24 protein-coding genes and 1 tRNA gene are annotated in these 24322 nt (G+C 60.5%); all 25 read left to right on the forward strand.

The features are described 5' to 3' along the window. Window positions 1-325: 325 nt before the first annotated feature. Window positions 326-2473, forward strand: coding sequence for a polyribonucleotide nucleotidyltransferase (gene pnp, locus PQQ51_RS17055; protein ID WP_408497981.1), 2148 nt, complete (start codon window positions 326-328; stop codon window positions 2471-2473). A gap of 141 nt (window positions 2474-2614) precedes the next feature. Then, window positions 2615-3631, forward strand: a complete 1017-nt coding sequence (locus tag PQQ51_RS17060) for an NAD(P)H-quinone oxidoreductase (protein WP_408497982.1) — start codon at window positions 2615-2617, stop codon at window positions 3629-3631. A gap of 145 nt (window positions 3632-3776) precedes the next feature. Next, window positions 3777-4556, forward strand: coding sequence for a triose-phosphate isomerase (gene tpiA / locus PQQ51_RS17065; protein WP_408497983.1), 780 nt, complete (start codon window positions 3777-3779; stop codon window positions 4554-4556). Between the two features lie 82 nt (window positions 4557-4638). Next, complete coding sequence (gene secG, locus PQQ51_RS17070) at window positions 4639-5016, forward strand: preprotein translocase subunit SecG (RefSeq protein ID WP_408498024.1); 378 nt, start codon at window positions 4639-4641, stop codon at window positions 5014-5016. Window positions 5017-5129: 113 nt separating this feature from the next. Further along, window positions 5130-5214 (forward strand) — tRNA-Leu (locus PQQ51_RS17075). Window positions 5215-5374: 160 nt separating this feature from the next. Beyond that, window positions 5375-5734 (forward strand): NADH-quinone oxidoreductase subunit A, encoded by a 360-nt coding sequence (locus tag PQQ51_RS17080; RefSeq protein ID WP_007175615.1) that lies wholly within the window; start codon window positions 5375-5377, stop codon window positions 5732-5734. A gap of 63 nt (window positions 5735-5797) precedes the next feature. Then, window positions 5798-6277: a NuoB/complex I 20 kDa subunit family protein gene (gene nuoB, locus PQQ51_RS17085; protein WP_006052903.1), complete on the forward strand. Its 480-nt coding sequence runs from the start codon at window positions 5798-5800 to the stop codon at window positions 6275-6277. Window positions 6278-6298: 21 nt separating this feature from the next. Beyond that, the gene (locus PQQ51_RS17090; protein WP_408497984.1) at window positions 6299-6901 is read left to right on the forward strand and encodes an NADH-quinone oxidoreductase subunit C; all 603 of its coding nucleotides are present in this window, start codon (window positions 6299-6301) and stop codon (window positions 6899-6901) included. 9 nt (window positions 6902-6910) lie between these two features. Beyond that, window positions 6911-8164: an NADH-quinone oxidoreductase subunit D gene (locus PQQ51_RS17095; RefSeq protein WP_408497985.1), complete on the forward strand. Its 1254-nt coding sequence runs from the start codon at window positions 6911-6913 to the stop codon at window positions 8162-8164. Window positions 8165-8295: 131 nt separating this feature from the next. Continuing rightward, entirely contained in the window at window positions 8296-8781 is a 486-nt protein-coding gene (gene nuoE / locus PQQ51_RS17100) for an NADH-quinone oxidoreductase subunit NuoE (protein WP_085484667.1), read from the forward strand. After that, on the forward strand, window positions 8778-10106 hold the full coding sequence (gene nuoF, locus PQQ51_RS17105) for an NADH-quinone oxidoreductase subunit NuoF (protein WP_408497986.1): 1329 nt from the start codon (window positions 8778-8780) through the stop codon (window positions 10104-10106). The genes nuoE and nuoF overlap by 4 nt, the downstream gene beginning before the upstream one ends. Window positions 10107-10241: 135 nt before the next feature. Beyond that, window positions 10242-12575, forward strand: a complete 2334-nt coding sequence (gene nuoG / locus PQQ51_RS17110) for an NADH-quinone oxidoreductase subunit NuoG (RefSeq protein ID WP_408497987.1) — start codon at window positions 10242-10244, stop codon at window positions 12573-12575. After that, window positions 12576-13640, forward strand: coding sequence for an NADH-quinone oxidoreductase subunit NuoH (nuoH, locus tag PQQ51_RS17115; RefSeq protein WP_408497988.1), 1065 nt, complete (start codon window positions 12576-12578; stop codon window positions 13638-13640). A gap of 15 nt (window positions 13641-13655) precedes the next feature. Beyond that, the gene (nuoI, locus tag PQQ51_RS17120; protein WP_408497989.1) at window positions 13656-14144 is read left to right on the forward strand and encodes an NADH-quinone oxidoreductase subunit NuoI; all 489 of its coding nucleotides are present in this window, start codon (window positions 13656-13658) and stop codon (window positions 14142-14144) included. A gap of 148 nt (window positions 14145-14292) precedes the next feature. Further along, window positions 14293-14979 (forward strand): NADH-quinone oxidoreductase subunit J, encoded by a 687-nt coding sequence (locus tag PQQ51_RS17125; protein ID WP_408497990.1) that lies wholly within the window; start codon window positions 14293-14295, stop codon window positions 14977-14979. Window positions 14980-14999: 20 nt separating this feature from the next. Beyond that, the gene (gene nuoK / locus PQQ51_RS17130; protein WP_006052894.1) at window positions 15000-15305 is read left to right on the forward strand and encodes an NADH-quinone oxidoreductase subunit NuoK; all 306 of its coding nucleotides are present in this window, start codon (window positions 15000-15002) and stop codon (window positions 15303-15305) included. 17 nt (window positions 15306-15322) lie between these two features. After that, on the forward strand, window positions 15323-17389 hold the full coding sequence (gene nuoL, locus PQQ51_RS17135; protein ID WP_408497991.1) for an NADH-quinone oxidoreductase subunit L: 2067 nt from the start codon (window positions 15323-15325) through the stop codon (window positions 17387-17389). Window positions 17390-17403: 14 nt separating this feature from the next. Next, a complete protein-coding gene (locus PQQ51_RS17140) occupies window positions 17404-18894 on the forward strand; it encodes an NADH-quinone oxidoreductase subunit M (protein WP_408497992.1) in 1491 nt (496 codons plus the stop codon). A 25-nt stretch (window positions 18895-18919) separates the two neighbouring features. Next, window positions 18920-20392: an NADH-quinone oxidoreductase subunit NuoN gene (nuoN, locus tag PQQ51_RS17145; RefSeq protein ID WP_408497994.1), complete on the forward strand. Its 1473-nt coding sequence runs from the start codon at window positions 18920-18922 to the stop codon at window positions 20390-20392. Next, on the forward strand, window positions 20392-20688 hold the full coding sequence (locus PQQ51_RS17150; RefSeq protein ID WP_035551749.1) for a DUF2818 family protein: 297 nt from the start codon (window positions 20392-20394) through the stop codon (window positions 20686-20688). The genes nuoN and PQQ51_RS17150 overlap by 1 nt, the downstream gene beginning before the upstream one ends. A gap of 42 nt (window positions 20689-20730) precedes the next feature. Beyond that, window positions 20731-21315 (forward strand): NUDIX domain-containing protein, encoded by a 585-nt coding sequence (locus tag PQQ51_RS17155; protein WP_408497995.1) that lies wholly within the window; start codon window positions 20731-20733, stop codon window positions 21313-21315. A 286-nt stretch (window positions 21316-21601) separates the two neighbouring features. Further along, window positions 21602-21847, forward strand: coding sequence for a hypothetical protein (locus tag PQQ51_RS17160; RefSeq protein ID WP_408497996.1), 246 nt, complete (start codon window positions 21602-21604; stop codon window positions 21845-21847). Window positions 21848-21878: 31 nt separating this feature from the next. Continuing rightward, on the forward strand, window positions 21879-22403 hold the full coding sequence (locus PQQ51_RS17165) for a helix-turn-helix transcriptional regulator (protein ID WP_408497997.1): 525 nt from the start codon (window positions 21879-21881) through the stop codon (window positions 22401-22403). Between the two features lie 246 nt (window positions 22404-22649). Further along, on the forward strand, window positions 22650-23075 hold the full coding sequence (locus tag PQQ51_RS17170; protein WP_408497998.1) for a DUF1178 family protein: 426 nt from the start codon (window positions 22650-22652) through the stop codon (window positions 23073-23075). Window positions 23076-23123: 48 nt separating this feature from the next. Beyond that, window positions 23124-24320, forward strand: coding sequence for an acyl-CoA dehydrogenase family protein (locus tag PQQ51_RS17175; protein WP_408497999.1), 1197 nt, complete (start codon window positions 23124-23126; stop codon window positions 24318-24320). The last annotated feature ends 2 nt before the right edge of the window (window positions 24321-24322 follow it).

Raw genomic sequence — 24322 nt, forward strand, 5'->3', positions numbered from 1 at the left:
TTCCACTGATACAGGCATTTTGTTTTTGCACGGTGCGCTTCATGTGATGCGCATTGCCTGGCGGCCGCGGTAGCGTGATGGTTCATGCGGCGGCCGGCGGGACAGCAGTAAAAGCAGCAGTAGAAAAAAGCAGCAGGAACGCAGCAAAAAAGAGAAAGAGGGCCGGGCTTCAGGGCAGAGCTTTGTGTCATTCCAGCGGTTCGCGCGCGGACATCAGTCGAGCGTGGTTCTCTGGAATGGCATAACACTACTCTCCCCATGCAGTGCCGGTCCTGGCGTTGCCGCGCCGCTTCTGGTCCGCGCGGCATTACGATGAGGAAAAGCAATGACTCTGTTCAATAAGATCGTCAAAGAATTTCAGTGGGGACAACATAAGGTTCGTCTCGAAACGGGCGAAATCGCTCGTCAGGCAAGCGGCGCGGTGATCGTCGACGTCGAAGACACCGTCGTGCTGGCCACCGTGGTCGGCGCCAAGACCGCGAAGCCGGGTCAGGACTTCTTCCCGCTGACCGTCGATTACCTCGAAAAGACCTACGCCGCCGGCAAGATCCCGGGTGGCTTCTTCCGCCGCGAAGGCCGTCCGTCGGAAGGCGAAACGCTGATTTCGCGCCTGATCGACCGTCCGCTGCGCCCGCTGTTCCCGGAAGGCTTCTACAACGAAGTCCAGGTCGTGATCCACGTCCTGTCGCTGAATCCTGAAATTCCCGCCGACATCCCCGCGCTGATCGGCGCGTCGGCGGCGCTCGCCGTCTCCGGTCTGCCGTTCAATGGCCCGGTCGGCGCAGCACGCGTGGCCTACATCAACAACGAATACGTGTTGAACCCGACGCGTCCGCAAATGAAGGAATCGGCGCTCGACCTGATCGTGGCCGGTACGGAACGCGCGGTGCTGATGGTCGAATCCGAAGCGCAACAACTGAGCGAAGAAGTGATGCTCGGCGCCGTCGTGTACGGTCATGACCAGATGCAGATCGCGATCAACGCGATTCACGACCTGGTCAGCGAAGGCGGCAAGCCGGAATGGGATTGGCAGCCGGCAGCGAAGAACGAACCGCTGATCGCACGTGTGACGGAACTGGCGCAAGCCGATCTGCTCGCCGCTTATCAGATTCGCGACAAGCAAGCCCGTTCGACCAAGCTGAAGGAAGTCTACGCAGCGACGTCGGCAAAGCTGGAAGAAGAAGCCTCGGCAGCCGGTACGGTGGCGGCGGACAAGGCCAGCGTCGGCAACGTGCTGTTCGACATCGAAGCGAAGATCGTCCGCACGCAGATCCTGAACGGCGAGCCGCGTATCGACGGCCGCGACACGCGCACCGTGCGTCCGATCGAAATCCGTACCGGCGTGCTGCCGCGTACGCACGGTTCGGCACTGTTCACGCGTGGCGAAACGCAGGCGCTGGTTGTCGCCACGTTGGGCACGAAGGGCGACGAGCAGAACATCGACGCGCTCGAAGGCGAGTACCGCGAGCGCTTCATGCTCCACTACAACATGCCTCCGTTCGCAACCGGCGAAACGGGCCGCGTCGGTTCGCCGAAGCGCCGTGAAATCGGTCACGGCCGTCTGGCCAAGCGTGCACTGGCTGCATGCCTGCCGAGCGCCGACGAATTCGGCTACTCGATTCGCGTCGTGTCGGAAATCACCGAATCGAACGGTTCGTCGTCGATGGCTTCGGTGTGCGGCGGCTGCCTCGCACTGATGGACGCCGGCGTGCCGATGAAGGCGCACGTCGCCGGCATCGCGATGGGCCTGATCCTCGAAGGCAACAAATTTGCCGTGCTGACCGACATCCTCGGCGACGAAGATCACCTCGGCGACATGGACTTCAAGGTGGCGGGTACCGAAAACGGCGTGACCGCGCTGCAGATGGACATCAAGATCCAGGGCATCACGAAGGAAATCATGCAGGTCGCCCTCGCGCAAGCGAAGGAAGGCCGTATCCATATCCTCGGCAAGATGACCTCGGCGGTGTCGGGCGCGAACACGGTGCTGTCGGACTACGCACCGCGCATGATCACCATCAAGATCAATCCGGAAAAGATCCGCGACGTGATCGGCAAGGGTGGTTCGGTGATCCGGGCGCTGACCGAAGAAACCGGCACGACGATCGATATTTCGGACGACGGCGTCGTCACCATCGCCAGCACGAGCAGCGAAGGGATGGCCGAAGCGAAGAAGCGTATCGAGAACATCACGCTGGAAGTCGAAGTGGGCCAGGTCTACGAAGGTACCGTGCTCAAGCTGCTCGATTTCGGCGCGATCGTGAATATCCTGCCGGGCAAGGATGGTCTGCTGCACATCTCCGAAATCGCCAACGAGCGTATCAAGGACATCAACGACTATCTGAAGGACGGCCAGCAAGTGAAGGTCAAGGTCATCCAGACGGACGAAAAGGGCCGCGTGCGTTTGTCGGCCAAGGCGTTGCTGAACGAAGGCGCGAACGGCGCGCCGCAAGGCGAGCCGACGCCGCAGTAATGGCGTAGCAGTACGACGGCCGGCAGCGCGAATGCGCGCCGGCCGTTTTTCATGAAGGGCGCAGGGTGGATTGTGTTGCAAACGGGTACTCTGCTGGTTCCGAGCCGTAGGCAACCCAATCCAATCTTGGAGTTGACGCACATGAAAGCGATCGAAATCACCGAATTCGGAGCGCCGGACGTCCTGAAACTGGCGGAGCGGCCCACGCCGCAGCCGAAGGCCGGCGAGGTGCTGATCAAAGTGGCGGCTTCGGGCATCAATCGTCCGGACGTGTTCCAGCGCAAGGGCGGTTATGCGCCGCCGCCGGGCGCTTCGGATCTGCCGGGGCTGGAGGTGGCGGGGGAAATCGTCGGCGGTACGATCGACGAAAAGAACAATCCATTTGGGCTGAAAATCGGCGATCGCGTGTGCGCGTTGCTGGCGGGCGGCGGTTACGCGGAATACGCAGCCGTGCCGTTGCTGCAATGCCTGCCGGCGCCGGTGGGCTGGTCGGATGTCGAGGCGGCTTCGCTGCCGGAGACTTTCTTCACGGTCTGGAGCAATGTGTTCGACCGCGCGCAACTCGGCAAGGGAGAGGGCAGTCCGAACGAAACGCTGCTGGTGCAAGGTGGCTCGAGCGGAATCGGCGTGACGGCGATCCAGATTGCGCACGCTTTAGGTTTTCGCGTGTTCGCGACCGCCGGTTCGGACGAAAAGTGCCGCGCGTGCGAGGCGCTCGGCGCCGAGCGTGCGATTAACTACAAGACCGAAGATTTCGTCGAAGTCATCAAATCGCTGACGAACGATCGCGGCGTCGACGTGATTCTGGACATGGTGGCGGGCAGTTACGTGCCGCGCGAATTGACGGCTTTGGCCGACGGCGGCCGGATCGTGCTGATCGCATTGCTGGGCGGCGCGAAAGCGGAGCTGAATCTAAACGAAGTGCTGCGCCGCCGTTTGACGGTGACTGGCTCGACGCTGCGTCCGCGGCCGATCGAATTCAAGGCGAAGATTGCCGCGCAACTCAAAGAGCGCGTGTGGCCGCATCTCGAAGACGGTCGTATCAAGCCGGTCGTGCATCGTGTGTTCCCGGCCGCGCAGGCGGCAGACGCGCATACGCTGATGGAAAGCAGCACGCACGTCGGCAAGATCGTACTGAGCTGGGGTCAGGACGCTTGACACAGCCGGTTTGACCCGATCCACCCCACGCAGTAAAATTGCGCGTTTTGCGCACGCCGCATGAATCCGAAAGGCGGGCTGTAAGCGCAATAAGGCGCAAACAAGCGTCTGCCGCTAAGGTTCGCCGCCAAGACTAGACGAGACGATGTCGAAACAACGAACCAAACTGGTAGTCGGGAACTGGAAGATGCACGGCCGCCTCGCGGAGAACGCCGTGCTGTTGCAAGCGGTGGCGCAAGGCGCGGGCGAATTGTCGGCGGATGTGCGTGTCGGTGTGTGTGTGCCGGGTCCCTATCTCGCTCAGGCGCAATCGTTGTTGAGCGGTAGCCGGGTGGTATGGGGCGCGCAGGACGTTTCGGCTTTCACGCAAGGTGCCTATACCGGCGAAGTCGCTGCGTCGATGGTGGTGGACTTCGGTGCATCGCTCGTGATCGTCGGACACTCCGAGCGCCGCGCCTATCATCGCGAAAGCTCTGAGCTGGTGGCGGTCAAGGCGCAGCGTGTGCTCGAAGCCGGATTGACGCCGGTTGTGTGCGTCGGTGAAACGCTTGAAGAGCGCGAAGCGGGTTCGACCGAACAGGTAGTCGGCGATCAGCTGGATGCCGTGCTGGTCAAATTGTCGGACGTGGAAGCGGCGCGCATCGTGGTCGCTTATGAGCCGGTCTGGGCAATCGGCACCGGCAAGAGCGCTACGTCGGAGCAGGCGCAGGCAGTGCACGCGTTCCTGCGTTCGCGTCTCGCGGCCAAGGGTGCGGCAGTCGCGGATGTACCGCTGTTGTATGGCGGGAGTGTGAAGCCGGAAAACGCGGAAGAATTGTTCCGTCAACCGGATATCGACGGCGGCCTGATCGGCGGCGCGTCGTTGAAAGCCCAGGATTTTCTGGCGATCTGCAAGGCGGCGGGCGCAGCGAGCGTCGCCGGTTAAGCAGCGCGTCTCGGCGAGGATGACTCCATCCCGCGCGGCACTTTTTGTGTGGCGCGGTTAAATAAAGACTCAGGTGAGTGTGATGCTGTATTTAAAAACATTGATTATCGTCGTTCAGCTGTTGTCGGCACTCGGGGTCATTGGCCTCGTTCTGTTGCAACACGGCAAAGGCGCCGATATGGGCGCGGCTTTCGGTAGCGGAGCGTCCGGCAGTCTGTTCGGCGCGACTGGTTCGGCGAACTTTTTGTCACGTACAACGGCGGTCCTCGCCGCCGTGTTTTTTGTCACCACATTGACGCTCACGTACCTCGGCGCGTATCGTTCGAAACCGTCCGCAGGCTTGCTGGGTACGGCTGTGACGGCACCGGTCGCTGCCTCGGCCGCTTCGGCGCCTGCTGGTGGTTCGGCTGCATTGGCTGCTTCGGCTGCGTCCGTCCCGGCTACTGACGTGCCGAAATAAATTTTCGTTCAAACTGCCTTTGGTGCGTTGAACAAACTGTTTAAACCAGTTACAATCTAAGTCTTGAAGCGATTCGCGGGTTTTACAAGTTGTTTTCCCGGATTGCAATTAGTGCCGACGTGGTGAAATTGGTAGACACGCTATCTTGAGGGGGTAGTGGCGAAAGCTGTGCGAGTTCGAGTCTCGCCGTCGGCACCAAATGTTATCTAAATGCCAGCCGCTTGCTTCGCTTCGGCTGGCATTTTCACTTCTGGATCGCTGCTGCGTCGCTTACATTGCGATGCGTGTTCCGAAGTGAATTCGCGTCAGGAGTGCTATGCTCTTGGCGGCACTCAGAACCAACCGATTGAGGATAGTCTTGAACCTCGCAGCCTACTTCCCCGTCTTGTTGTTCCTCATTGTGGGCACCGGTTTAGGCGTAGCACTGGTCAGTATCGGCAAGATCCTCGGTCCCAATAAGCCCGATACCGAGAAAAACGCACCGTATGAGTGCGGCTTCGAAGCTTTCGAAGATGCGCGCATGAAGTTCGACGTGCGCTATTACCTCGTCGCCATTCTCTTCATCATTTTCGACCTTGAGACCGCGTTCCTGTTCCCGTGGGGTGTGGCCCTGCGCGACATCGGCTGGCCGGGCTTCATGGCGATGATGATTTTCCTGCTCGAATTCCTGCTGGGCTTCGCCTACATCTGGAAGAAGGGCGGCCTCGACTGGGAATGATGGATTAATCGCCGGTTTGCGTGGGTGGCCAAGGCTTGCCGCCCCGTCTGGAGTGGAAAGCAAATGAGTATCGAAGGGGTCTTGAAGGAAGGGTTTGTCACCACGACGGCAGACAAACTGATCAACTGGACGCGCACCGGCTCTTTGTGGCCGATGACGTTCGGTCTTGCGTGCTGCGCGGTCGAGATGATGCATGCGGGCGCTGCCCGTTATGACCTCGACCGCTTCGGCGTGGTGTTCCGTCCGAGTCCGCGTCAGTCGGATGTGATGATCGTCGCCGGCACGCTGTGCAACAAAATGGCGCCTGCTTTGCGCAAGGTCTACGATCAGATGGCCGAGCCGCGCTGGGTAATTTCGATGGGCTCGTGCGCGAACGGCGGTGGCTACTACCACTATTCGTATTCGGTGGTGCGCGGCTGCGATCGGATCGTTCCGGTCGACGTCTACGTGCCGGGTTGCCCGCCAACGGCTGAAGCGCTGGTGTACGGCGTGATCCAGTTACAGGCCAAGATCCGCCGCACCAATACTATCGCCCGTCAATAAGGCCAACGCCACCCCCACAATATGGCAAGCAAACTCGAGACCCTGAAAGCGAACCTCGAGGCGGCCTTCGGCGGCCTCCTGCTGAGTTCCACTGAAGCAATCGGTGAACTGACGATTGTCGTGAAGGCCGGCGACTACCTGAATGTGGCAACGCGTCTGCGCGACGATCGCTCGCTCGGTTTCGAGCAGTTGGTCGACCTGTGCGGCGTCGACTATCAAACCTACGCCGACGGCGCGTACGACGGCCCGCGCTTTGCGGCTGTTCTGCATTTGTTGTCGGTGCAGAACAACTGGCGTTTGCGTCTGCGCGTGTTCGCTCCGGACGACGAAGTGCCGATCATTCCGTCGGTCGTCGATATCTGGAATTCGGCCAACTGGTACGAGCGCGAAGCGTTCGACCTTTATGGCATCGTCTTCGAAGGCCATCCCGACCTGCGCCGCATCCTGACCGATTATGGTTTCATCGGTCACCCGTTCCGCAAGGATTTCCCTGTCTCCGGTTACGTCGAAATGCGCTACGACCCGGAAGAGAAGCGCGTCGTCTATCAGCCTGTGACGATCGAGCCGCGGGAAATCACGCCGCGCGTGATCCGCGAGGATCGCTATGGCGGTCTGAAACACTAAGAGAACGCCATGGCAGAGATCAAAAACTACACGCTCAACTTCGGCCCTCAGCATCCGGCCGCGCACGGTGTGCTGCGCCTCGTGCTCGAACTCGACGGCGAAGTCATCCAGCGCGCCGATCCGCACATCGGTCTGCTGCATCGCGCGACCGAGAAACTCGCGGAAACCAAAACCTTCATCCAGTCCGTGCCGTACATGGACCGTCTCGACTACGTGTCGATGATGGTCAACGAGCACGGCTACGTGATGGCGATCGAAAAGCTGCTCGGTATCGAAGTGCCGATCCGCGCGCAATACATCCGCGTGATGTTCGACGAAGTCACGCGCGTGCTGAACCACTTGATGTGGATCGGCGCTCACGCGCTCGACGTCGGCGCGATGGCGGTGTTTCTTTACGCGTTCCGCGAACGCGAAGATCTGATGGACGTGTATGAAGCGGTGTCCGGCGCACGGATGCACGCGGCGTATTACCGTCCGGGTGGCGTGTATCGCGATCTGCCAGATGCAATGCCGCAATACAAGGCTTCGAAGATCCGCAACGCGAAAGCGTTGTCGCGGATGAACGAAAACCGCCAGGGTTCGCTGCTCGATTTCATCGACGATTTCTTTACGCGCTTTCCGAACTGCGTCGACGAATACGAAACGCTGCTCACCGACAACCGGATCTGGAAGCAGCGTCTGGTCGGCATCGGCGTGGTCAGCCCGGAACGCGCGTTGAACCTCGGTATGACCGGCGCGATGCTGCGCGGCTCGGGTATCGAGTGGGATCTGCGCAAGAAGCAGCCGTATGAAGTCTACGACAAGCTCGATTTCGACATTCCAGTCGGCGTTAATGGCGATTGTTATGACCGATATCTAGTTCGCGTCGAAGAAATGCGCCAATCCACGCGGATTGTGAAACAGTGCATTGAATGGCTTCGTAAGAATCCGGGCCCTGTCATGGTCGACAATCACAAAGTCGCGCCGCCGTCGCGCGTCGGCATGAAGTCGAACATGGAAGAGCTGATTCACCACTTCAAGCTTTTCACCGAAGGCTTCCACGTGCCGGAAGGCGAGGCGTACGCGGCAGTCGAGCATCCGAAGGGCGAGTTCGGCATCTATCTGATCTCGGACGGCGCGAACAAACCGTACCGCCTGAAGATTCGCGCGCCGGGCTATGCACACCTGTCCACGCTCGATGAAATGGCGCGCGGTCACATGATCGCCGACGCCGTGACGATCATCGGTACGCAGGACATCGTGTTCGGCGAAGTAGATCGCTAGGACGTATTCATCGCCGCGTGTCTTCAGCCTGCACCGAAGCGCGCGTCAAGCAAAGGAACGCCGGGTCTGTCGCAGCAAGATGTGAGCGACGGGTTTTCGTTCGGTAGGAATTGAAAGAGTCGTGTCTGAAAATGATCTCAGCTGAAGGCCTGAAAGAAATCGATCGTGCGATCGCGAAGTATCCCGCCGATCAGAAACAGTCCGCCGTGATGTCGGCGTTGGCCACTGCTCAGGAAGAGCATGGCTGGCTGTCGCCCGAACTCATGCAGTTCGTCGCGGACTATCTCGGCATGCCGGCGGTCGCTGTGCAGGAGGTTGCGACCTTCTACACGATGTACGAGACGTCGCCGGTCGGCAAACACAAGATCACGCTCTGCACGAACCTGCCTTGCCAGCTCGGCCCGGACGGCGGCTCGGAGAGCGCCGCCGAATATCTGAAGCAGAAGCTCGGCATCGACTTCGGCGAAACCACGCCCGACGGCAAATTCACCTTGAAAGAAGGTGAGTGCATGGGCTCGTGCGGCGATGCGCCGGTGATGCTGGTGAACAACCATCGCATGTGCAGCTTCATGAGCCGCGCGAAGATCGACCAGCTGCTCGAGGAACTTTCGAAATGACGTCTTTACACGATCGTCACATCAAACCGCTGATTCTTGCCGGCCTGAACGGCGACAACTGGCATCTCGAAGACTATGTGTCGCGCGGCGGTTACGCGCAACTGCGCCGGATTCTGGAAGAGAAAATTCCTCCCGAGCAGGTGATCGCCGACGTCAAGGCGTCGGGTCTGCGCGGCCGGGGCGGTGCGGGCTTTCCGACCGGTCTGAAGTGGAGCTTCATGCCGCGTCAGTTCCCGGGCCAGAAGTACCTGGTCTGCAATTCGGACGAAGGCGAGCCGGGCACGTTCAAAGACCGCGACATCCTGCGTTTCAATCCGCATGCGCTGATCGAAGGCATGGTGATCGGTGCGTACGCGATGGGCATCACGGTCGGCTACAACTATATTCACGGCGAAATCTGGGAAGTCTACAAGCGCTTTGAAGCAGCATTAGAGGAAGCTCGCCGCGCCGGGTTCCTCGGCGACAACATCATGGGTTCGGGCTTCTCGTTCGAACTGCATGCGCACCACGGTTACGGCGCCTATATCTGCGGCGAAGAAACCGCGTTGCTCGAATCGCTGGAAGGCAAGAAAGGCCAGCCGCGCTTCAAGCCGCCGTTCCCGGCGAGCTTCGGCGTGTACGGCAAGCCCACCACGATCAACAACACCGAGACGTTCGCCGCAGTGCCGTTCCTGCTCGCCGTCGGTCCGCAGAATTACCTCGAAATCGGCAAGCCGAACAACGGCGGCACGAAGATCTTCTCGGTCTCCGGCGACGTCGAGCGTCCGGGCAACTACGAAATTCCGCTCGGCACGCCGTTCGCGACGCTGATGGAACTCGCCGGTGGCATCCGCGGCGGCAAGAAGATCAAGGCCGTGATTCCTGGCGGCTCGTCCGCGCCGGTGATCCCGGGCGAGATGATGATGCATACGGACATGGACTACGATTCGATCGCCAAGGCCGGTTCGATGCTGGGCTCGGGCGCGGTCATCGTGATGGACGAGACGCGCTGCATGGTGCGCTCGCTGCTGCGGCTGTCCTATTTCTATTACGAAGAGTCGTGCGGTCAATGCACGCCGTGTCGCGAAGGTACTGGCTGGCTGTACCGCGTCGTGCATCGTATCGAGCACGGGCTCGGCCGTCCGGAAGATCTGGATCTGCTGAACTCGGTCGCCGAAAACATCATGGGCCGCACCATTTGCGCGCTCGGCGATGCGGCGGCCATGCCGGTTCGCGGCATGCTCAAGCACTACTGGGACGAATTCGAATATCACGTCGCACACAAGCATTGTCTCGTCGGCGGTCACGCCGGCGCGGCGGCGGCGTCGGAAACAGTGGCTGCCTGAAGTCAGCAACCGGTACGCGACGAGGCGCGCGAAGCAGCGCGCACCAGAACACGTCATCCGCGGGATTCATCGGCTCAAACGGGCGATGAACCGGCGAACGATTGAGCGGTAACAGGTTAAGGAAGATTGACCATCATGGTTGAACTTGAAATAGACGGCAAGAAAGTAGAGGTGCCTGAAGGCAGCATGGTGATCCAGGCTGCGCATAAGGTCGACACGTACATTCCTCACTTCTGCTATCACAAGAAGCTGTCGATTGCGGCCAACTGCCGGATGTGTCTGGTCGATGTCGAGAAGATGCCGAAGGCCGTGCCCGCATGCGCGACACCGGTGTCGGCCGGCATGATCGTGCGCACCAAGTCCGAGAAGGCGGTGAAGGGCCAGCAAGCCGTGATGGAATTCCTGCTGATCAACCACCCGCTGGATTGCCCGATCTGCGACCAGGGCGGCGAGTGCCAGTTGCAGGATCTGGCCGTGGGCTACGGCAAGTCGGCATCGCGCTATAGCGAAGAAAAGCGCGTGGTGTTCCACAAGAACGTCGGCCCGCTGATCTCGATGGAAGAAATGTCGCGTTGCATTCACTGCACGCGTTGCGTCCGTTTCGGCCAGGAAGTGGCCGGCGTGATGGAACTGGGCATGCTGGGCCGCGGCGAGCATTCGGAAATCACGTCGTTCGTCGGCAAGACTGTGGATTCGGAACTGTCGGGCAACATGATCGATCTGTGCCCGGTCGGCGCGCTGACCAGCAAGCCGTTCCGCTACAGCGCCCGCACGTGGGAACTGTCGCGCCGCAAGTCGGTGAGCCCGCACGACTCCGTCGGCGCGAACCTTGTGGTGCAAGTGAAGAACAACCGCGTGATGCGGGTTTTGCCGTTCGAAAACGAATCCATCAACGAATGCTGGATTTCGGACAAGGACCGCTTCTCGTACGAAAGCCTGAACAGCCCGGAACGTCTGACGCAGCCGATGCTCAAGCAAGGCGGCAAGTGGGTCGAGACCGACTGGCAAAGCGCGCTGGAATACGTGGTCAAGGGTCTGAAGGGCATCAAGGGCGACCACGGCGCGAACGCGCTGGCCGCGCTGGGCAGCGCCCACAGCACCGTCGAAGAACTGTTCCTGCTGAAGCAACTGGCGCAAGCGGTCGGTACGCCGAACGTCGACTTCCGTCTGCGTCAGTCCGATTTCTCCGCGTCCGTCGAAGGCGCGCCGTGGCTGGGCACGTCGATCGCCGATCTGTCGAACCTCGATTCGGCGCTGGTGATAGGCTCGGATCTGCGCCGCGATCATCCGCTGTTCGCCGCGCGTCTGCGTCAGGCGGCCAAGAGCGGCACGAAGCTCACGCTCGTGCAAGCCACCAACGACGACGCACTGATCCCGCAAGCGCAACGTGTGGTTGCAGCGCCGTCGGCATGGCTCGACGCGCTGGCCGGCATCGCCGGCGCAGTCTCGGAAGCGAAGGGCGTTGCATTGCCGGAAGCTTTCGCGGGCACGCAGCCTACGGACTCCGACAAGCAGGTCGCCCGGACGCTCGGCACGGGCGAACACCGCGTGGTGTTGCTCGGCAACGGCGCGGTGCGTCATCCGGACTTTGCCGCGATTCACGCCGCTGCGCAGTGGATTGCCGAAGCGACCGGCGCGACCCTGGGCTTCCTCACCGAAGCCGCGAATACGGTCGGCGCGCATCTGGTCAACGCATTGCCGGGTGAAGGCGGTCTGAACGCTCGCGAAGTGTTCGAGCAACCGCGCAAGGGTTATGTGCTGCTGAACGTCGAACCCGAGTTCGATACCGCCAATCCGGCACAGGCTTTGGCCGCACTGAACCAGGCAGAAATGGTTGTCGTGCTGTCGCCGTTCCAGACGGGCGCCGACTACGCCGACGTTCTGTTGCCGATCGCGCCGTTCACGGAAACGGCCGGCACGTTCGTCAACGCCGAAGGTACGGTGCAGACGTTCAACGGCGTCGTGCGTCCGCTGGGCGACACGCGTCCGGCATGGAAGGTGTTGCGCGTGCTGGGCAGCCTGCTCGGTCTGCCGGGCTTCGAATTCGATACGTCCGAAGAAGTGCGTACCGCGGCGTTGGGCGACGGCGAACTGAAGTCGCGTCTGTCGAACCGCACGAGCGTGACGGTGGCGCGCGGCAAGTCGGTGAAGGCGGCGGAAGGCAAGTTCGAGCGTATCGCCGACGTGCCGATCTACCACGCCGATGCGCTGGTGCGTCGCGCCGAATCGCTGCATCTGACGGCAGCGGCGCGCGCGGCGAACTCGGTCGGTCTGCCGGCCGCGCTGTTCGACAAGCTGGGGTTGAAGGTGGGCGACGCAGTGCGCGTGCGCCAGGGCGAGCAATCGGTGCAGTTGCCGGCCGTGCGCGACGCAAATCTTGCGGAGACGGTCGTCCGCGTATCGGCGGCTACGCCTGCCGGTGCAGCGCTGGGCAGCCTGTTCGGTGAACTGGTGGTGGAGAAGGCGTAAATGAGCTTGTTCGATACGATCAACTCGGGCGGCACCCAGCTTCTCGGTGTGGCATGGCCCACGGTGTGGGCGCTCGTGCGCATCCTGGTGGTAGCCGTCGTGATCCTGCTGTGCGTGGCGTACCTGATTCTGTGGGAACGTAAGCTGATCGGCTGGATGCACGTGCGTCTCGGTCCGAACCGCGTCGGCCCCGCAGGTTTGCTGCAGCCTATCGCCGACGTGCTGAAGCTGTTGCTGAAAGAAGTGATTCAGCCGGCGCAGGCAAGTCGCTGGATTTACCTGATCGCGCCGATCATGGTGGTGGTGCCGGCCTTCGCAGTTTGGGCGGTGATTCCGTTCCAGGCGGGCGCGGTGCTCGGCGACATCAACGCGGGTCTGCTGTACGCAATGGCGATTTCGTCGATCGGCGTATATGGCGTGATTCTGGCCGGTTGGGCGTCGAACTCGAAGTACGCGTTCCTTGGCGCAATGCGCGCTGCCGCGCAAATGGTCTCGTACGAAATCTCGATGGGCTTCGCGCTCGTCGTCGTGCTGATGACCGCCGGTACGCTGAACCTGTCGGGCATCGTCAATTCGCAGGAACATGGCATCTTCGCGTCCTACGGCTTGAACTTCCTGTCGTGGAACTGGCTGCCGCTGCTGCCGATGTTCGTCGTGTACTTCATTTCTGGCATCGCCGAAACGAACCGTCACCCGTTCGACGTGGTGGAAGGCGAGTCGGAAATCGTCGCGGGCCACATGATCGATTACTCGGGGATGGCGTTCGCGCTGTTCTTCCTCGCCGAGTACATCAACATGATCGTGATCTCGGCATTGGCTGCAACGCTGTTCCTCGGCGGCTGGAGCGCACCGTTCGGCTTCCTGTCGTTTATCCCGGGCATCTTCTGGCTCGTGCTGAAGGTTTTCTTCCTGTTGTCGGTGTTCATCTGGGCGCGTGCCACGTTCCCGCGCTATCGCTATGACCAGATCATGCGTCTGGGCTGGAAGGTTTTCATTCCGGTCTGCGTGGTGTGGCTGGTGGTGGTCGGCTTCTGGATCATGTCGCCGTTGAATATCTGGAAATAAAGGGCGGATGAACCCATGACCGCAATCCAAAACTTTTTCAAGACCTTCTTCCTGACGGAGCTGCTCAAAGGCCTCGCGCTGACCGGACGTTACACGTTCCAGCGCAAGGTGACCGTGCAGTTCCCGGAAGAGAAGACCCCGATCTCGCCGCGTTTCCGCGGTCTGCACGCGCTGCGCCGCTATGAAAACGGCGAGGAACGCTGCATCGCCTGCAAGCTGTGCGAAGCGGTCTGCCCGGCGCTCGCGATCACGATCGAATCGGAAACGCGCGCGGACAATACGCGCCGCACCACGCGTTACGACATCGACCTGACCAAGTGCATCTTCTGCGGTTTCTGCGAAGAAAGCTGTCCGGTCGATTCGATCGTGGAAACGCACATTCTCGAGTATCACGGCGAGAAGCGTGGCGATCTGTACTTCACGAAAGAGATGTTGCTGGCCGTCGGCGATCGTTACGAACCGCAGATCGCCGCCAGCAAGGCAGCAGACGCACCGTATCGTTAAAGCGGTAAATGCAGCAGAAATACGGCCTGTTGTCGGGCCGGACGCCGCGGCCTGACCGCCGCGGCACGGCGCACCTGTGTGGCGGTTTTGACGGACGCACGTGCCAAAGAACAATGCCTGACGATGGCCTAACGATGAACCGGTAATCATGGAATTCACGACCGTACTGTTCTACATCTTCGCGCTGCTCCTGGTGGTTTCAGGGCTGAAGGTGATCACTTCGCGCAACCCGGTGTCGTCGGCACTGTTTCTGGTGCTGGCGTTCTTCAATGCGGCCGCGATCTGGATGCTGCTGCAGGCCGAGTTCCTCGCGATCCTGCTGGTGCTGGTGTACGTCGGCGCGGTGATGGTGCTGTTCCTGTTCGTCGTGATGATGCTGGACATCAATATCGACGTGCTGCGCAAGGACTTCAAACGCTTCGTGCCGATGGCTACCGTAGTCGGCGCGATCATCGTGATCGAAACCGCGCTGATTCTGTGGCACGGCTACGGCGCGACGGCCACGGCGCTGCGCGACACCACGGCGGCCGCGAACGGCATGGCCGACTGGTCGAACACGCGCCTGATCGGCAAGATCATCTACACGGATTACATCTTCGCGTTCGAAGTGGCCGGCCTCGTGCTGCTGGTCGCGATCATCGCGGCGATCGCGCTGACCACGAGCCACAAGAAAGACAGCAAACGGCAAAAGGTCAGCGACCAGGTCAAGGTGCGCGCTCAGGACCGTGTGCGCGTCGTGAAGATGGCGTCGGAAAAGACCGCGGCAACCGTCGCGGCAGAAGAAGCTGCCGCGGCGGCAGCGGCGGCCGACTCGGCACCTGCTAAAAACAGCTGAGCGGACAGGAGATAGAAATCATGTTGACCCTAGCCCATTACCTCGTCCTCGGTGCGATCCTGTTTGCGATCAGCATCGTCGGCATTTTCCTGAACCGTCGCAACGTCATCATCATCCTGATGGCGATCGAACTGATGTTGCTCGCGGTGAACACCAATTTCGTCGCGTTCTCGCATTACCTCGGCGACGTGCATGGACAGATCTTCGTTTTCTTCGTGCTGACGGTAGCGGCGGCTGAAGCGGCGATCGGCCTCGCAATTCTGGTGACCCTGTTCCGTAGCCTCGACACGATCAATGTCGAGGACCTCGATCAGCTCAAAGGTTAATTTCAGGTAAATCGGTTATGTCAACGACACTCAATGAAAACCTGCTGCTGGCGATCCCGCTGGCACCGCTGGCCGGCTCCCTGATTGCGGGGCTGTTCGGAAAAGCGGTAGGGCGAGCGGGCGCGCATTCGGTCACGATCCTCGGCGTCGCGATTTCCTTCATTCTTTCGGCCATCGTCTTTTTCGACGTGCTGAACGGCGCGAGCTTCAACGCGACCGTGTATGAATGGATGGCGATCGGCAAGACCAAGTTCGAGATCGGCTTTCTGGTCGACTCGCTGACGGCGATGATGATGTGCGTGGTGACCTTCGTGTCGCTGATGGTGCACGTCTACACGATCGGCTACATGGCCGACGACGACGGCTACCAGCGCTTCTTCTCGTACATCTCGCTGTTCACGTTCTCGATGTTGATGCTCGTGATGAGCAACAACTTCCTGCAACTGTTCTTCGGCTGGGAAGCGGTGGGTCTGGTGTCGTACCTGCTGATCGGCTTCTACTTCACGCGTCCCACGGCGATCTACGCGAACATGAAGGCGTTCATCGTGAACCGCATCGGCGATTTCGGGTTCCTGCTCGGTATCGGCCTGCTGTTCGCGTTCGCCGGTTCGATGAACTACGGCGACGTGTTCGCGAAGCGCACCGAACTCGCGGCGCTGACCTTCCCGGGCACGGACTGGGGTCTGCTGACGGTGTCGTGCATCTGCCTGTTCATCGGCGCGATGGGTAAGTCGGCGCAATTCCCGCTGCACGTGTGGCTGCCGGATTCGATGGAAGGCCCGACGCCGATCTCTGCGCTGATTCACGCGGCAACCATGGTGACGGCCGGCATTTTCATGGTCACGCGCATGTCGCCGCTGTTCGAACTGTCGGACACGGCGCTGTCGTTCATCACGATCATCGGCGCCATCACCGCGTTGTTCATGGGCTTCCTCGGGATCGTCCAGAACGACATCAAACGGGTGGTCGCATACTCCACGCTGTCGCAGCTCGGTTACATGACGGTCGCGCTCGGCGTGTCCGCTTATCCGGTTGCCGTGTTCCACCTCACCACGCACGCGTTCTTCAAGGCGTTGCTGTTCCTCGGCGCGGGTTCCGTGATCATGGGCATGCATCACGATCAGGACATGCGCAACATGGGCGGCCTGCGCAAGTACATGCCGATCACGTGGATCACGTCGCTGATCGGTTCACTGGCGCTGATCGGCACGCCGTTCTTCTCGGGCTTCTACTCGAAAGACTCGATCATCGACGCGGTGAAGCTGTCGCATCTGCCGGGTTCGGGTTTCGCGTACTTCGCGGTGGTGGCGAGCGTGTTCGTTACCGCGCTGTATTCGTTCCGTATGTACTTCATGGTGTTCCACGGCAAGGAGCGCTTCCGCGATCCGAAGCATCCGGAATCGCCGATGGGTATCGAAGCCGCCGCGCACGCACATGACGCACACGGCCACGACGCACACGGCCACGGTCACGACGACCACGCGCACGAGCCGCACGAAACGCCGTGGGTGGTGTGGGTGCCGCTGGTTCTGCTGGCGATTCCGTCGATCGTGATCGGCGCGATCGGCATCGGTCCGATGTTGTTCGGCGACTTCTTCCAGCATGGCGTGGCGTTCGACAAGGTGATCTTCATCGGCGAAAACCATCCGGCGCTGCATGAGATGGCCGATGAATTCCAGGGCTGGGCGTCGATGGGCTTCCACTCGGTGTCGGGCTTGCCGGTGTGGCTCGCGCTCGCCGGTGTCGTGGTCGCATGGTTCCTGTATCTGGTTCGTCCCGATCTGCCTGCTGTCATCAAGCGCGCAGCCGGCCCGATCTACACGTTGCTCGATAACAAGTACTACATGGACAAGATCAACGAGGTGGTGTTTGCGCGAGGCGCGGTGGCAATCGGCCGTGGTCTCTGGAAGGAAGGCGACGTCGTGGTGATCGACGGTATCGTCAACGGCAGCGCGCGCTTTATCGGCTGGTTCGCCGGCGTGATCCGTTTCCTCCAGTCGGGCTATATCTACCACTACGCGTTTGCCATGATTATCGGCATGCTGGGGCTCCTGACCCTGTTTGTAACGCTCGGCGGCAAATAAGGCGAGGGACACTAATGCACGCTTATCCGATTCTCAGTATCGCGATCTGGTTACCGATCCTCGTAGGTCTGCTGGTTCTTGCTATCGGTTCGGACAAGAATCCCACTCCGGTGCGCTGGGTCGCGCTGATCGGCTCGGTCGTCAGCTTCATCGTGACGATCCCGCTGATTACCGGCTTTGACTCGAGCACGGCCGATCTCCAGTTCGTCGAAAAGGCGAACTGGATCGAGCGCTTCCACATTGCGTATCACCTCGGTGTGGACGGCATTTCGATGTGGTTCGTCGTGTTGACTGCATTGATCACGGTGATCGTCGTGATCGCCGCGTGGGAAGTGATTACGAAGAACGTCGCGCAGTACCTTGCTGCGTTCCTGATTCTCTCCGGCATCATGGTCGGCGTGTTCAGTTCCGCGGACGGCATGCTGTTCTACGTGTTCTTCGAAGCGACGCTGATTCCGATGTACATCATCATCGGCGTGTGGGGCGGAGCGAACCGCGTGTATGCGGCGTTCAAGTTCTTCCTGTACACGCTGATGGGTTCGCTGCTGATGCTGGTCGCGTTGATTTATCTGTACGTCCAGACCGGCACGTTCGATCTGGCGACGTGGCAGAACGCGCAAATCGGCATGACGCCACAGGTGTTGCTATTCATTGCGTTCTTTATGGCCTTCGCGGTGAAAGTGCCGATGTGGCCGGTTCACACGTGGCTGCCTGACGCCCACGTGGAAGCGCCGACCGGCGGCTCGGTGGTGCTGGCGGCGATCATGCTGAAGCTCGGCGCGTACGGTTTCCTGCGCTTCTCGCTGCCCATCACGCCGGACGCAAGTCATTTCCTCGCACCGGTCGTCATCACGCTGTCGCTGGTCGCGGTTATCTATATTGGTCTGGTCGCGATGGTGCAGGCCGACATGAAGAAGCTGGTCGCGTATTCGTCGATCGCGCACATGGGCTTCGTGACGCTCGGCTTCTTCATCTTCAACCAGCTCGGTATGGAAGGCGCGATCGTGCAGATGATCTCGCACGGTTTCGTGTCGGGCGCGATGTTCCTGAGCATCGGCGTGCTGTACGACCGCATGCACTCGCGTCAGATTGCCGATTACGGCGGTGTCGTCAACGTGATGCCGAAGTTCGCTGCATTCGTGATGCTGTTCTCGATGGCCAATTGCGGCTTGCCGGGTACCTCCGGGTTCGTCGGCGAGTTCATGGTGATTCTGGCGGCGGTCCAGTACAACTTCTGGATTGCGGGCGGCGCGGCCGTCACGCTGATTCTCGGCGCCGCTTACACGCTGTGGATGTACAAGCGGGTGTACTTCGGCGCGATCACCAACGATCACGTGAAGAGCCTCGTGGACATCAACCGCCGCGAATTTTTCATGCTGGCAGTGCTTGCCGCACTGACGCTGTTCATGGGCCTGTATCCGAAGCCCTTTACCGATGTGATGCACGTATCCGTGGAAAACCTCCTCTCCCACGTTGCGCAGTCGAAGCTGCCGTTGCCACAGTAATGCAGAGCGGAGGAATTTAAAGATCATGCAAAACGCCCCTATGACTGCCCTGTTACCTGACGCGCTGGTGATGCTCGCCGTTGTCGTCGCGTGGCTCAACGACACGTTCGTCGGCCAGGCCGGTCGCCGCACCACGTATTTCATCGCGTTCGCGTCGACGCTCGTCGCCGGCATCTGGTTCGCGGTGAACGCGTTCGACCCGCAAGTGCGCTACTACTTCGGCCACATGTACGTGGTCGATTCGTTCGCCAGCGTGATGAAAGCGGTGGTGACGCTCGGTTACGCGGTGTCGATCGTGTATTCGCGCCGTTACCTCGAAGATCGCGGTCTGTTCCGCGGCGAATTCTTCCTGCTCGGCATGTTCTCGCTGCTCGGTCAGCTCGTGATGATCTCCGGCAACAACTTCCTGACGCTGTATCTCGGTCTGGAACTGATGTCGTTGTCGCTGTACGCGGTGATCGCGCTGCGCCGCGAAGTGCCGCAGTCGAACGAAGCGGCCATGAAGTACTACGTGCTCGGCGCGCTGGCTTCCGGCTTCCTGCTGTACGGGATCTCGATGCTGTACGGCGCGACCGGTTCGCTCGACCTGAACGAAGTGTTCAAGGCGATCGGCACGAGCCACTACGATCCGAGCGTGCTGCTGTTCGGCGTGATCTTCATCGTGGCGGGCGTGGCGTTCAAGATGGGCGCGGTGCCGTTCCACATGTGGGTGCCTGATGTGTATCAGGGCGCTCCGACGGCGATGACGCTGATCGTCGGCGGCGGCCCGAAGGTCGCGGCTTTCGCGTGGGGCCTGCGCTTCCTCGTGATGGGTCTGCTGCCGCTGGCGGTCGAATGGCAGCAAATGCTGGTGATCCTCGCGGCGTTGTCGCTGATCGTCGGCAACATCACCGGTATCGTGCAACGCAACGTCAAGCGGGTGCTCGCGTATTCGGCCATCTCGAACATGGGCTTCGTGTTGCTGGGTCTGCTGGCCGGCGTGGTCGACAGCAAGACGACCGGCGCGGCCAACGCGTACGGCTCGGCGATGTTCTACAGCATCGTCTACCTGATCACGACGATGGGCACGTTCGGCGTCATCATGCTGCTGGCGCGCCGCGATTTCGAAGCTGACACGCTCGAAGACTTCAAGGGGCTGAATCAACGCAGCCCGGTGTTCGCGTTCGTGATGATGGTCATGATGTTCTCGCTCGCGGGCATTCCGCCGGCAGTGGGCTTCTACGCGAAGCTTGCCGTGCTGCAGGCCACGATGAACGCGGGCCTGACCTGGCTGACCGTGCTGGCCGTGATCACGTCGCTGTTCGGCGCGTTCTACTACCTGCGTATCGTCAAGCTGATGTACTTCGACGAGCCGCAAGACAAGTCGCCGATCCTCGCCGACACCAGCACGCGTGCATTGCTCGCAGTGAACGGTGTCGCGGTTCTGGTGCTCGGTATCGTGCCCGATCCGCTGTTGAAAGCCTGTCTGCAGGCGATCCAGCACACGCTGCTGCTCTGATGTCCGCAGCGGGTTGGTTTATCGTGTTGTTGGCGCTCGTGGGCGCCAACCTGCCGTTTCTGAATCAGCGCCTCTTCGCCGCCGTGCCGTTGAAAGCGGTGAAGAAGAGTGCGTGGATCCGGATCGCCGAATTGATCGTGTTGTATTTCGTGGTCGGCGCGCTCGGATTCCTGCTCGAAGCACGCGCGGGTAATCGCTTCGAACAAGGCTGGCAGTTCTACGCGATTACGTTCGCGCTGTTCATCGTGTTCGCGTTTCCCGGTTTCACTTTCCAGTATCTCGTCAAACGCCGCTGACGGCTTTTCGCCGTCGCGCACCATGCTGTGCTGAGGTCGCAAATGGCTGAACTTCCCGATCACGACGCCGCACTCACCGAGACCTGTCTCGAAAGCAAGACGATCCACCAGGGGCCGTTCCTGACGCTCAAGTGCGATACCGTCCGCTTGCCGGACGGTAAGCACGCCACCCGCGAATACGTTCAGCACCCAGGTGCGGTGATGGTGATTCCGCTATTCGACGACGGTCGCGTGCTGCTGGAAAGCCAGTACCGCTATCCGATGGGTAAGGTAATGGTCGAATATCCGGCAGGCAAGCTCGACGCCAATGAAGGCGCGCTCGCCTGTGCAAAACGCGAGCTGCGCGAGGAAACGGGTTATACGGCGCGAGAGTATGTTTATCTGACGCGCATTCACCCGATCATTTCCTACTCGACCGAATTCATCGATATCTATCTTGCGCGTGGGCTGACCGCGGGCGAGCGCAAACTCGACGAAGGCGAATTCCTCGAACTGTTCACGGCCAGTGTTGCCGACGTGTCCGAATGGGTGCGTACCGGCAAGATCACGGACGTGAAAACGGTTATCGGCACGTTCTGGCTCGAGAAGGTTTTGTCGGGCGCGTGGCCGACCGCGGCGCCGCAATAGTTATCGCTGCGTGAATGCCGGCGTGCTTCCTTTGCGCGCCGTCGAAAATCCTTAAAACCCCAGTTGGTCGTCGACCGACGGGGGTTTTTTGCATTTGGGCTTTGGAACGACACTGGTGAACCAAGCCCGGGTGTCTTCCTAAAAACGGGCTTTTGTCCTATGCCATTCGACAGTCTCGCCTCACGCGCACGCCGACTCTAGTATCGACGGTGGTTTGATCGTGAATCGCTCGCATTAGGTTGTCACTTGACAACCTAATGCGAGCGTACTAAATTGGAGGCCATCGATGGTGCGCGCAACCCATGCGAAGAAGGAAGTCGAAGACGCGCTGTCATACGCGCAAAGCCGCGGCTGGCGGATCCTAAGCGGGGGCAAAGGCCACGCCTGGGGAAAAATGTACTGTCCGTATAACGATACTGAGTGTCGTTGCGGTGAGTTCTGTATATCGAGCATCTGGAGTACGCCGAAGAATCCCGGCAACCATGCGAAGCATCTGCGGCGCATTGTCGACAACTGCACCGCTCGCCGGTAGTGAACGTAGCTGAATAAAGGCAGGAGTAGCTATGGAATATGTATTCACGTTGAAGTACCGCCTCGCAGCGGAAGATAGCGATCTTGACGCGATCGTGGAGCGCCTGGGAGAAGCAGGGTGCGATGACGCAACTATCGGTATCGGTCAGCCGGGGCGCATTGCACTGGTTTTCACGCGCGAAGGCGCGTCTGCATTCGAAGCACTGGTCAGCGCGCTCGAAGGTATTAAACAGGCGGTACCGTCCGCGCGGCTTGTCGAAGCCGGGCCCGATTTTGTCGGGCTCACGGATGTCGCTGAAGTCGCCGGCGTGTCGCGTCAGAACATGCGCAAGCTGATGCTGAGCCACGCAATCGATTTTCCACCGCCGGTACACGAGGGCAGTGCGTCAGTGTGGCATTTGTCCGATATCCTCGCGTGGCTTACCGCACGCGGCGGCTATGACATCAAGCCCGGCGTTCTCGACATCGCGGAATCGACCAAGCAGATCAACCTGGCTAAACACGCGCGTGAACTCGAGCCGCGGCTCGATCGTCAACTTCAATATCTGGTGGCATAGCGGCAGAGTATTCGTGCGGATGCGAGCGGCCGGAACACGCGCGGCGACGAGTCGTGTCGTCAGTTTCGCTTGCTCGCGGCCTCGTTTTTTCACCTTCGGCAGGCGGCCGGGCAACGCGTTAAAATCGCCCACCGCGTTCGATTTGTCGGCTGCGGCTCGCGTCAACGCGCTGTCCGTAAAAATTTACGAACGACCGTTCACAAATTTATGTTTTGCGCTAAACTGGCACGCAAGCCCTGATTCCACATGAAGGTCCTCGATTTACAGTGTCCGCATGGCCATCGGTTCGAAGGCTGGTTCGCTTCGGCTGATGACTTTGAGTCGCAGCAGTCCCGCAAGCTTGTCGAATGCCCGATTTGCGGTGCGAATGAAGTGAGCCGGTTGCCGTCGGCGCCCCGCTTGAATCTCTCGGGGGCAACCGAGACAAAAGTCCCGGCGGACGCGGGAAATATGCAGGCGCGCGTCATGCGTGCGTTGCGTGAGGTGCTGGAAAAGACCGAGAACGTGGGCGACCGCTTCGCCGAGGAAGCACGGCGCATTCATTACAACGAAGCGCCGGCACGCAATATTCGTGGTGTCACGACACCTGAAGATGCGCGAGCCTTGGTCGAAGAAGGCATCGAAGTGATGCCGCTGCCGATCCCGGCTGCCCTGAAGGAACCGCTGCAATAGCGCAGTGGCTCACTGGCAGCAGGCGGTTGCGGCCAGGAGACACGACGCATGAATCTGGACTATTCCCCCGCTGACGACGCATTCCGCGCCGACATCCGCATCTGGCTCGAAGCAAATCTGCCTCGCGAGCTGAGCAACAAGGTACTCAACCACAAACGTCTGAATCGCGACGACTTCGCAAGCTGGCACAGGCTGCTCGGCACGCGCGGCTGGTCGGTGGTCGCGTGGCCGCAAGAATATGGCGGCCCGGGTTGGGACGCGACGCAACGGCACATCTGGGACGAAGAATGCGCGCGGGTCGGTGCGCCGTCCGTGCTGCCGTTCGGCGTTTCGATGGTGGCGCCCGTGCTGATGAAATATGGCAATGAGGCGCAGAAACGCCACTATCTGCCGCGCATTCTCGACGGCACGGACTGGTGGTGCCAAGGTTATTCCGAACCTGGCTCGGGTTCCGATCTGGCTTCGCTGCGCACGCGCGCGGAGCGCGTCGGCGATCACTACGTGGTCAACGGGCAGAAAACGTGGACCACGCTCGGCCAATACGCCGACATGATGTTCTGCCTCGTGCGTACCGATAGCGGCGCGAAGAAACAGGAGGGCATTTCGTTTCTTCTGATCGACATGAAAACGCCGGGCATCACCGTGCGCCCGATCATTACGCTAGACGAAGATCATGAGGTTAACGAAGTCTTTTTCGAAGACGTGAAGGTGCCGGTCGAAAACCTGGTCGGTGACGAAAATCGCGGTTGGACTTATGCGAAGTATCTGCTCGGACATGAGCGTACGGGCATTGCGCGCGTCGGGCAGTCCAAGCGCGAACTGGTCTTTCTCAAGCGCCTCGCGCTGAATCAGAAGAAGAACGGCAAGCCGCTGTTGCAGGATCCTGTGTTTGCCGCAAAAGTCGCGAGTCTCGAGATCGAGTTGATGGCGCTAGAAGTCACCGTGCAGCGCGTGGTCGCGAACGAAACGGGCGGGCGCGGTCCGGGGCCGGAAGCGTCGATGCTCAAGATCAAGGGCACCGAGGTGCAGCAATGGTTGACCGAGCTGATGGTCGAAGCAGTCGGCCCGCTGGCTGCGCCGTTCGACGTGCCGTTCCTCGAAGGAGAACGCGAACATAGCGTCGCGGGCGACGATGACGCCGCGCCGCTGGCCGCGTATTACTTCAACTTCCGCAAGACGTCGATTTACGGCGGCTCGAACGAAATTCAAAAGAACATCATCGCGCAGATGATTCTGGGTCTTTGAGG

The organism is Paraburkholderia xenovorans, assembly GCF_046030735.1.
Taxonomy (GTDB): domain Bacteria; phylum Pseudomonadota; class Gammaproteobacteria; order Burkholderiales; family Burkholderiaceae; genus Paraburkholderia; species Paraburkholderia xenovorans_A.

Excerpts from the sequence above, each read along its gene's own strand:
- secG (WP_408498024.1), top strand. The coding sequence starts at position 4,639 with ATGCTGTATTTAAAAACATTGATTATCGTCGTTCAGCTGTTGTCGGCA.
- nuoN (WP_408497994.1), top strand. The coding sequence starts at position 18,920 with ATGCAAAACGCCCCTATGACTGCCCTGTTACCTGACGCGCTGGTGATG.
- PQQ51_RS17175 (WP_408497999.1), top strand. The coding sequence starts at position 23,124 with ATGAATCTGGACTATTCCCCCGCTGACGACGCATTCCGCGCCGACATC.
- nuoG (WP_408497987.1), top strand. The coding sequence starts at position 10,242 with ATGGTTGAACTTGAAATAGACGGCAAGAAAGTAGAGGTGCCTGAAGGC.
- PQQ51_RS17060 (WP_408497982.1), top strand. The coding sequence starts at position 2,615 with ATGAAAGCGATCGAAATCACCGAATTCGGAGCGCCGGACGTCCTGAAA.
- PQQ51_RS17125 (WP_408497990.1), top strand. The coding sequence starts at position 14,293 with ATGGAATTCACGACCGTACTGTTCTACATCTTCGCGCTGCTCCTGGTG.
- nuoI (WP_408497989.1), top strand. The coding sequence starts at position 13,656 with ATGACCGCAATCCAAAACTTTTTCAAGACCTTCTTCCTGACGGAGCTG.
- nuoK (WP_006052894.1), top strand. The coding sequence starts at position 15,000 with ATGTTGACCCTAGCCCATTACCTCGTCCTCGGTGCGATCCTGTTTGCG.
- PQQ51_RS17150 (WP_035551749.1), top strand. The coding sequence starts at position 20,392 with ATGTCCGCAGCGGGTTGGTTTATCGTGTTGTTGGCGCTCGTGGGCGCC.
- PQQ51_RS17090 (WP_408497984.1), top strand. The coding sequence starts at position 6,299 with ATGGCAAGCAAACTCGAGACCCTGAAAGCGAACCTCGAGGCGGCCTTC.
- PQQ51_RS17095 (WP_408497985.1), top strand. The coding sequence starts at position 6,911 with ATGGCAGAGATCAAAAACTACACGCTCAACTTCGGCCCTCAGCATCCG.
- nuoH (WP_408497988.1), top strand. The coding sequence starts at position 12,576 with ATGAGCTTGTTCGATACGATCAACTCGGGCGGCACCCAGCTTCTCGGT.
- PQQ51_RS17165 (WP_408497997.1), top strand. The coding sequence starts at position 21,879 with ATGGAATATGTATTCACGTTGAAGTACCGCCTCGCAGCGGAAGATAGC.
- pnp (WP_408497981.1), top strand. The coding sequence starts at position 326 with ATGACTCTGTTCAATAAGATCGTCAAAGAATTTCAGTGGGGACAACAT.
- nuoB (WP_006052903.1), top strand. The coding sequence starts at position 5,798 with ATGAGTATCGAAGGGGTCTTGAAGGAAGGGTTTGTCACCACGACGGCA.
- PQQ51_RS17155 (WP_408497995.1), top strand. The coding sequence starts at position 20,731 with ATGGCTGAACTTCCCGATCACGACGCCGCACTCACCGAGACCTGTCTC.
- nuoE (WP_085484667.1), top strand. The coding sequence starts at position 8,296 with ATGATCTCAGCTGAAGGCCTGAAAGAAATCGATCGTGCGATCGCGAAG.
- PQQ51_RS17170 (WP_408497998.1), top strand. The coding sequence starts at position 22,650 with ATGAAGGTCCTCGATTTACAGTGTCCGCATGGCCATCGGTTCGAAGGC.
- tpiA (WP_408497983.1), top strand. The coding sequence starts at position 3,777 with ATGTCGAAACAACGAACCAAACTGGTAGTCGGGAACTGGAAGATGCAC.
- PQQ51_RS17140 (WP_408497992.1), top strand. The coding sequence starts at position 17,404 with ATGCACGCTTATCCGATTCTCAGTATCGCGATCTGGTTACCGATCCTC.
- nuoF (WP_408497986.1), top strand. The coding sequence starts at position 8,778 with ATGACGTCTTTACACGATCGTCACATCAAACCGCTGATTCTTGCCGGC.
- nuoL (WP_408497991.1), top strand. The coding sequence starts at position 15,323 with ATGTCAACGACACTCAATGAAAACCTGCTGCTGGCGATCCCGCTGGCA.
- PQQ51_RS17160 (WP_408497996.1), top strand. The coding sequence starts at position 21,602 with ATGGTGCGCGCAACCCATGCGAAGAAGGAAGTCGAAGACGCGCTGTCA.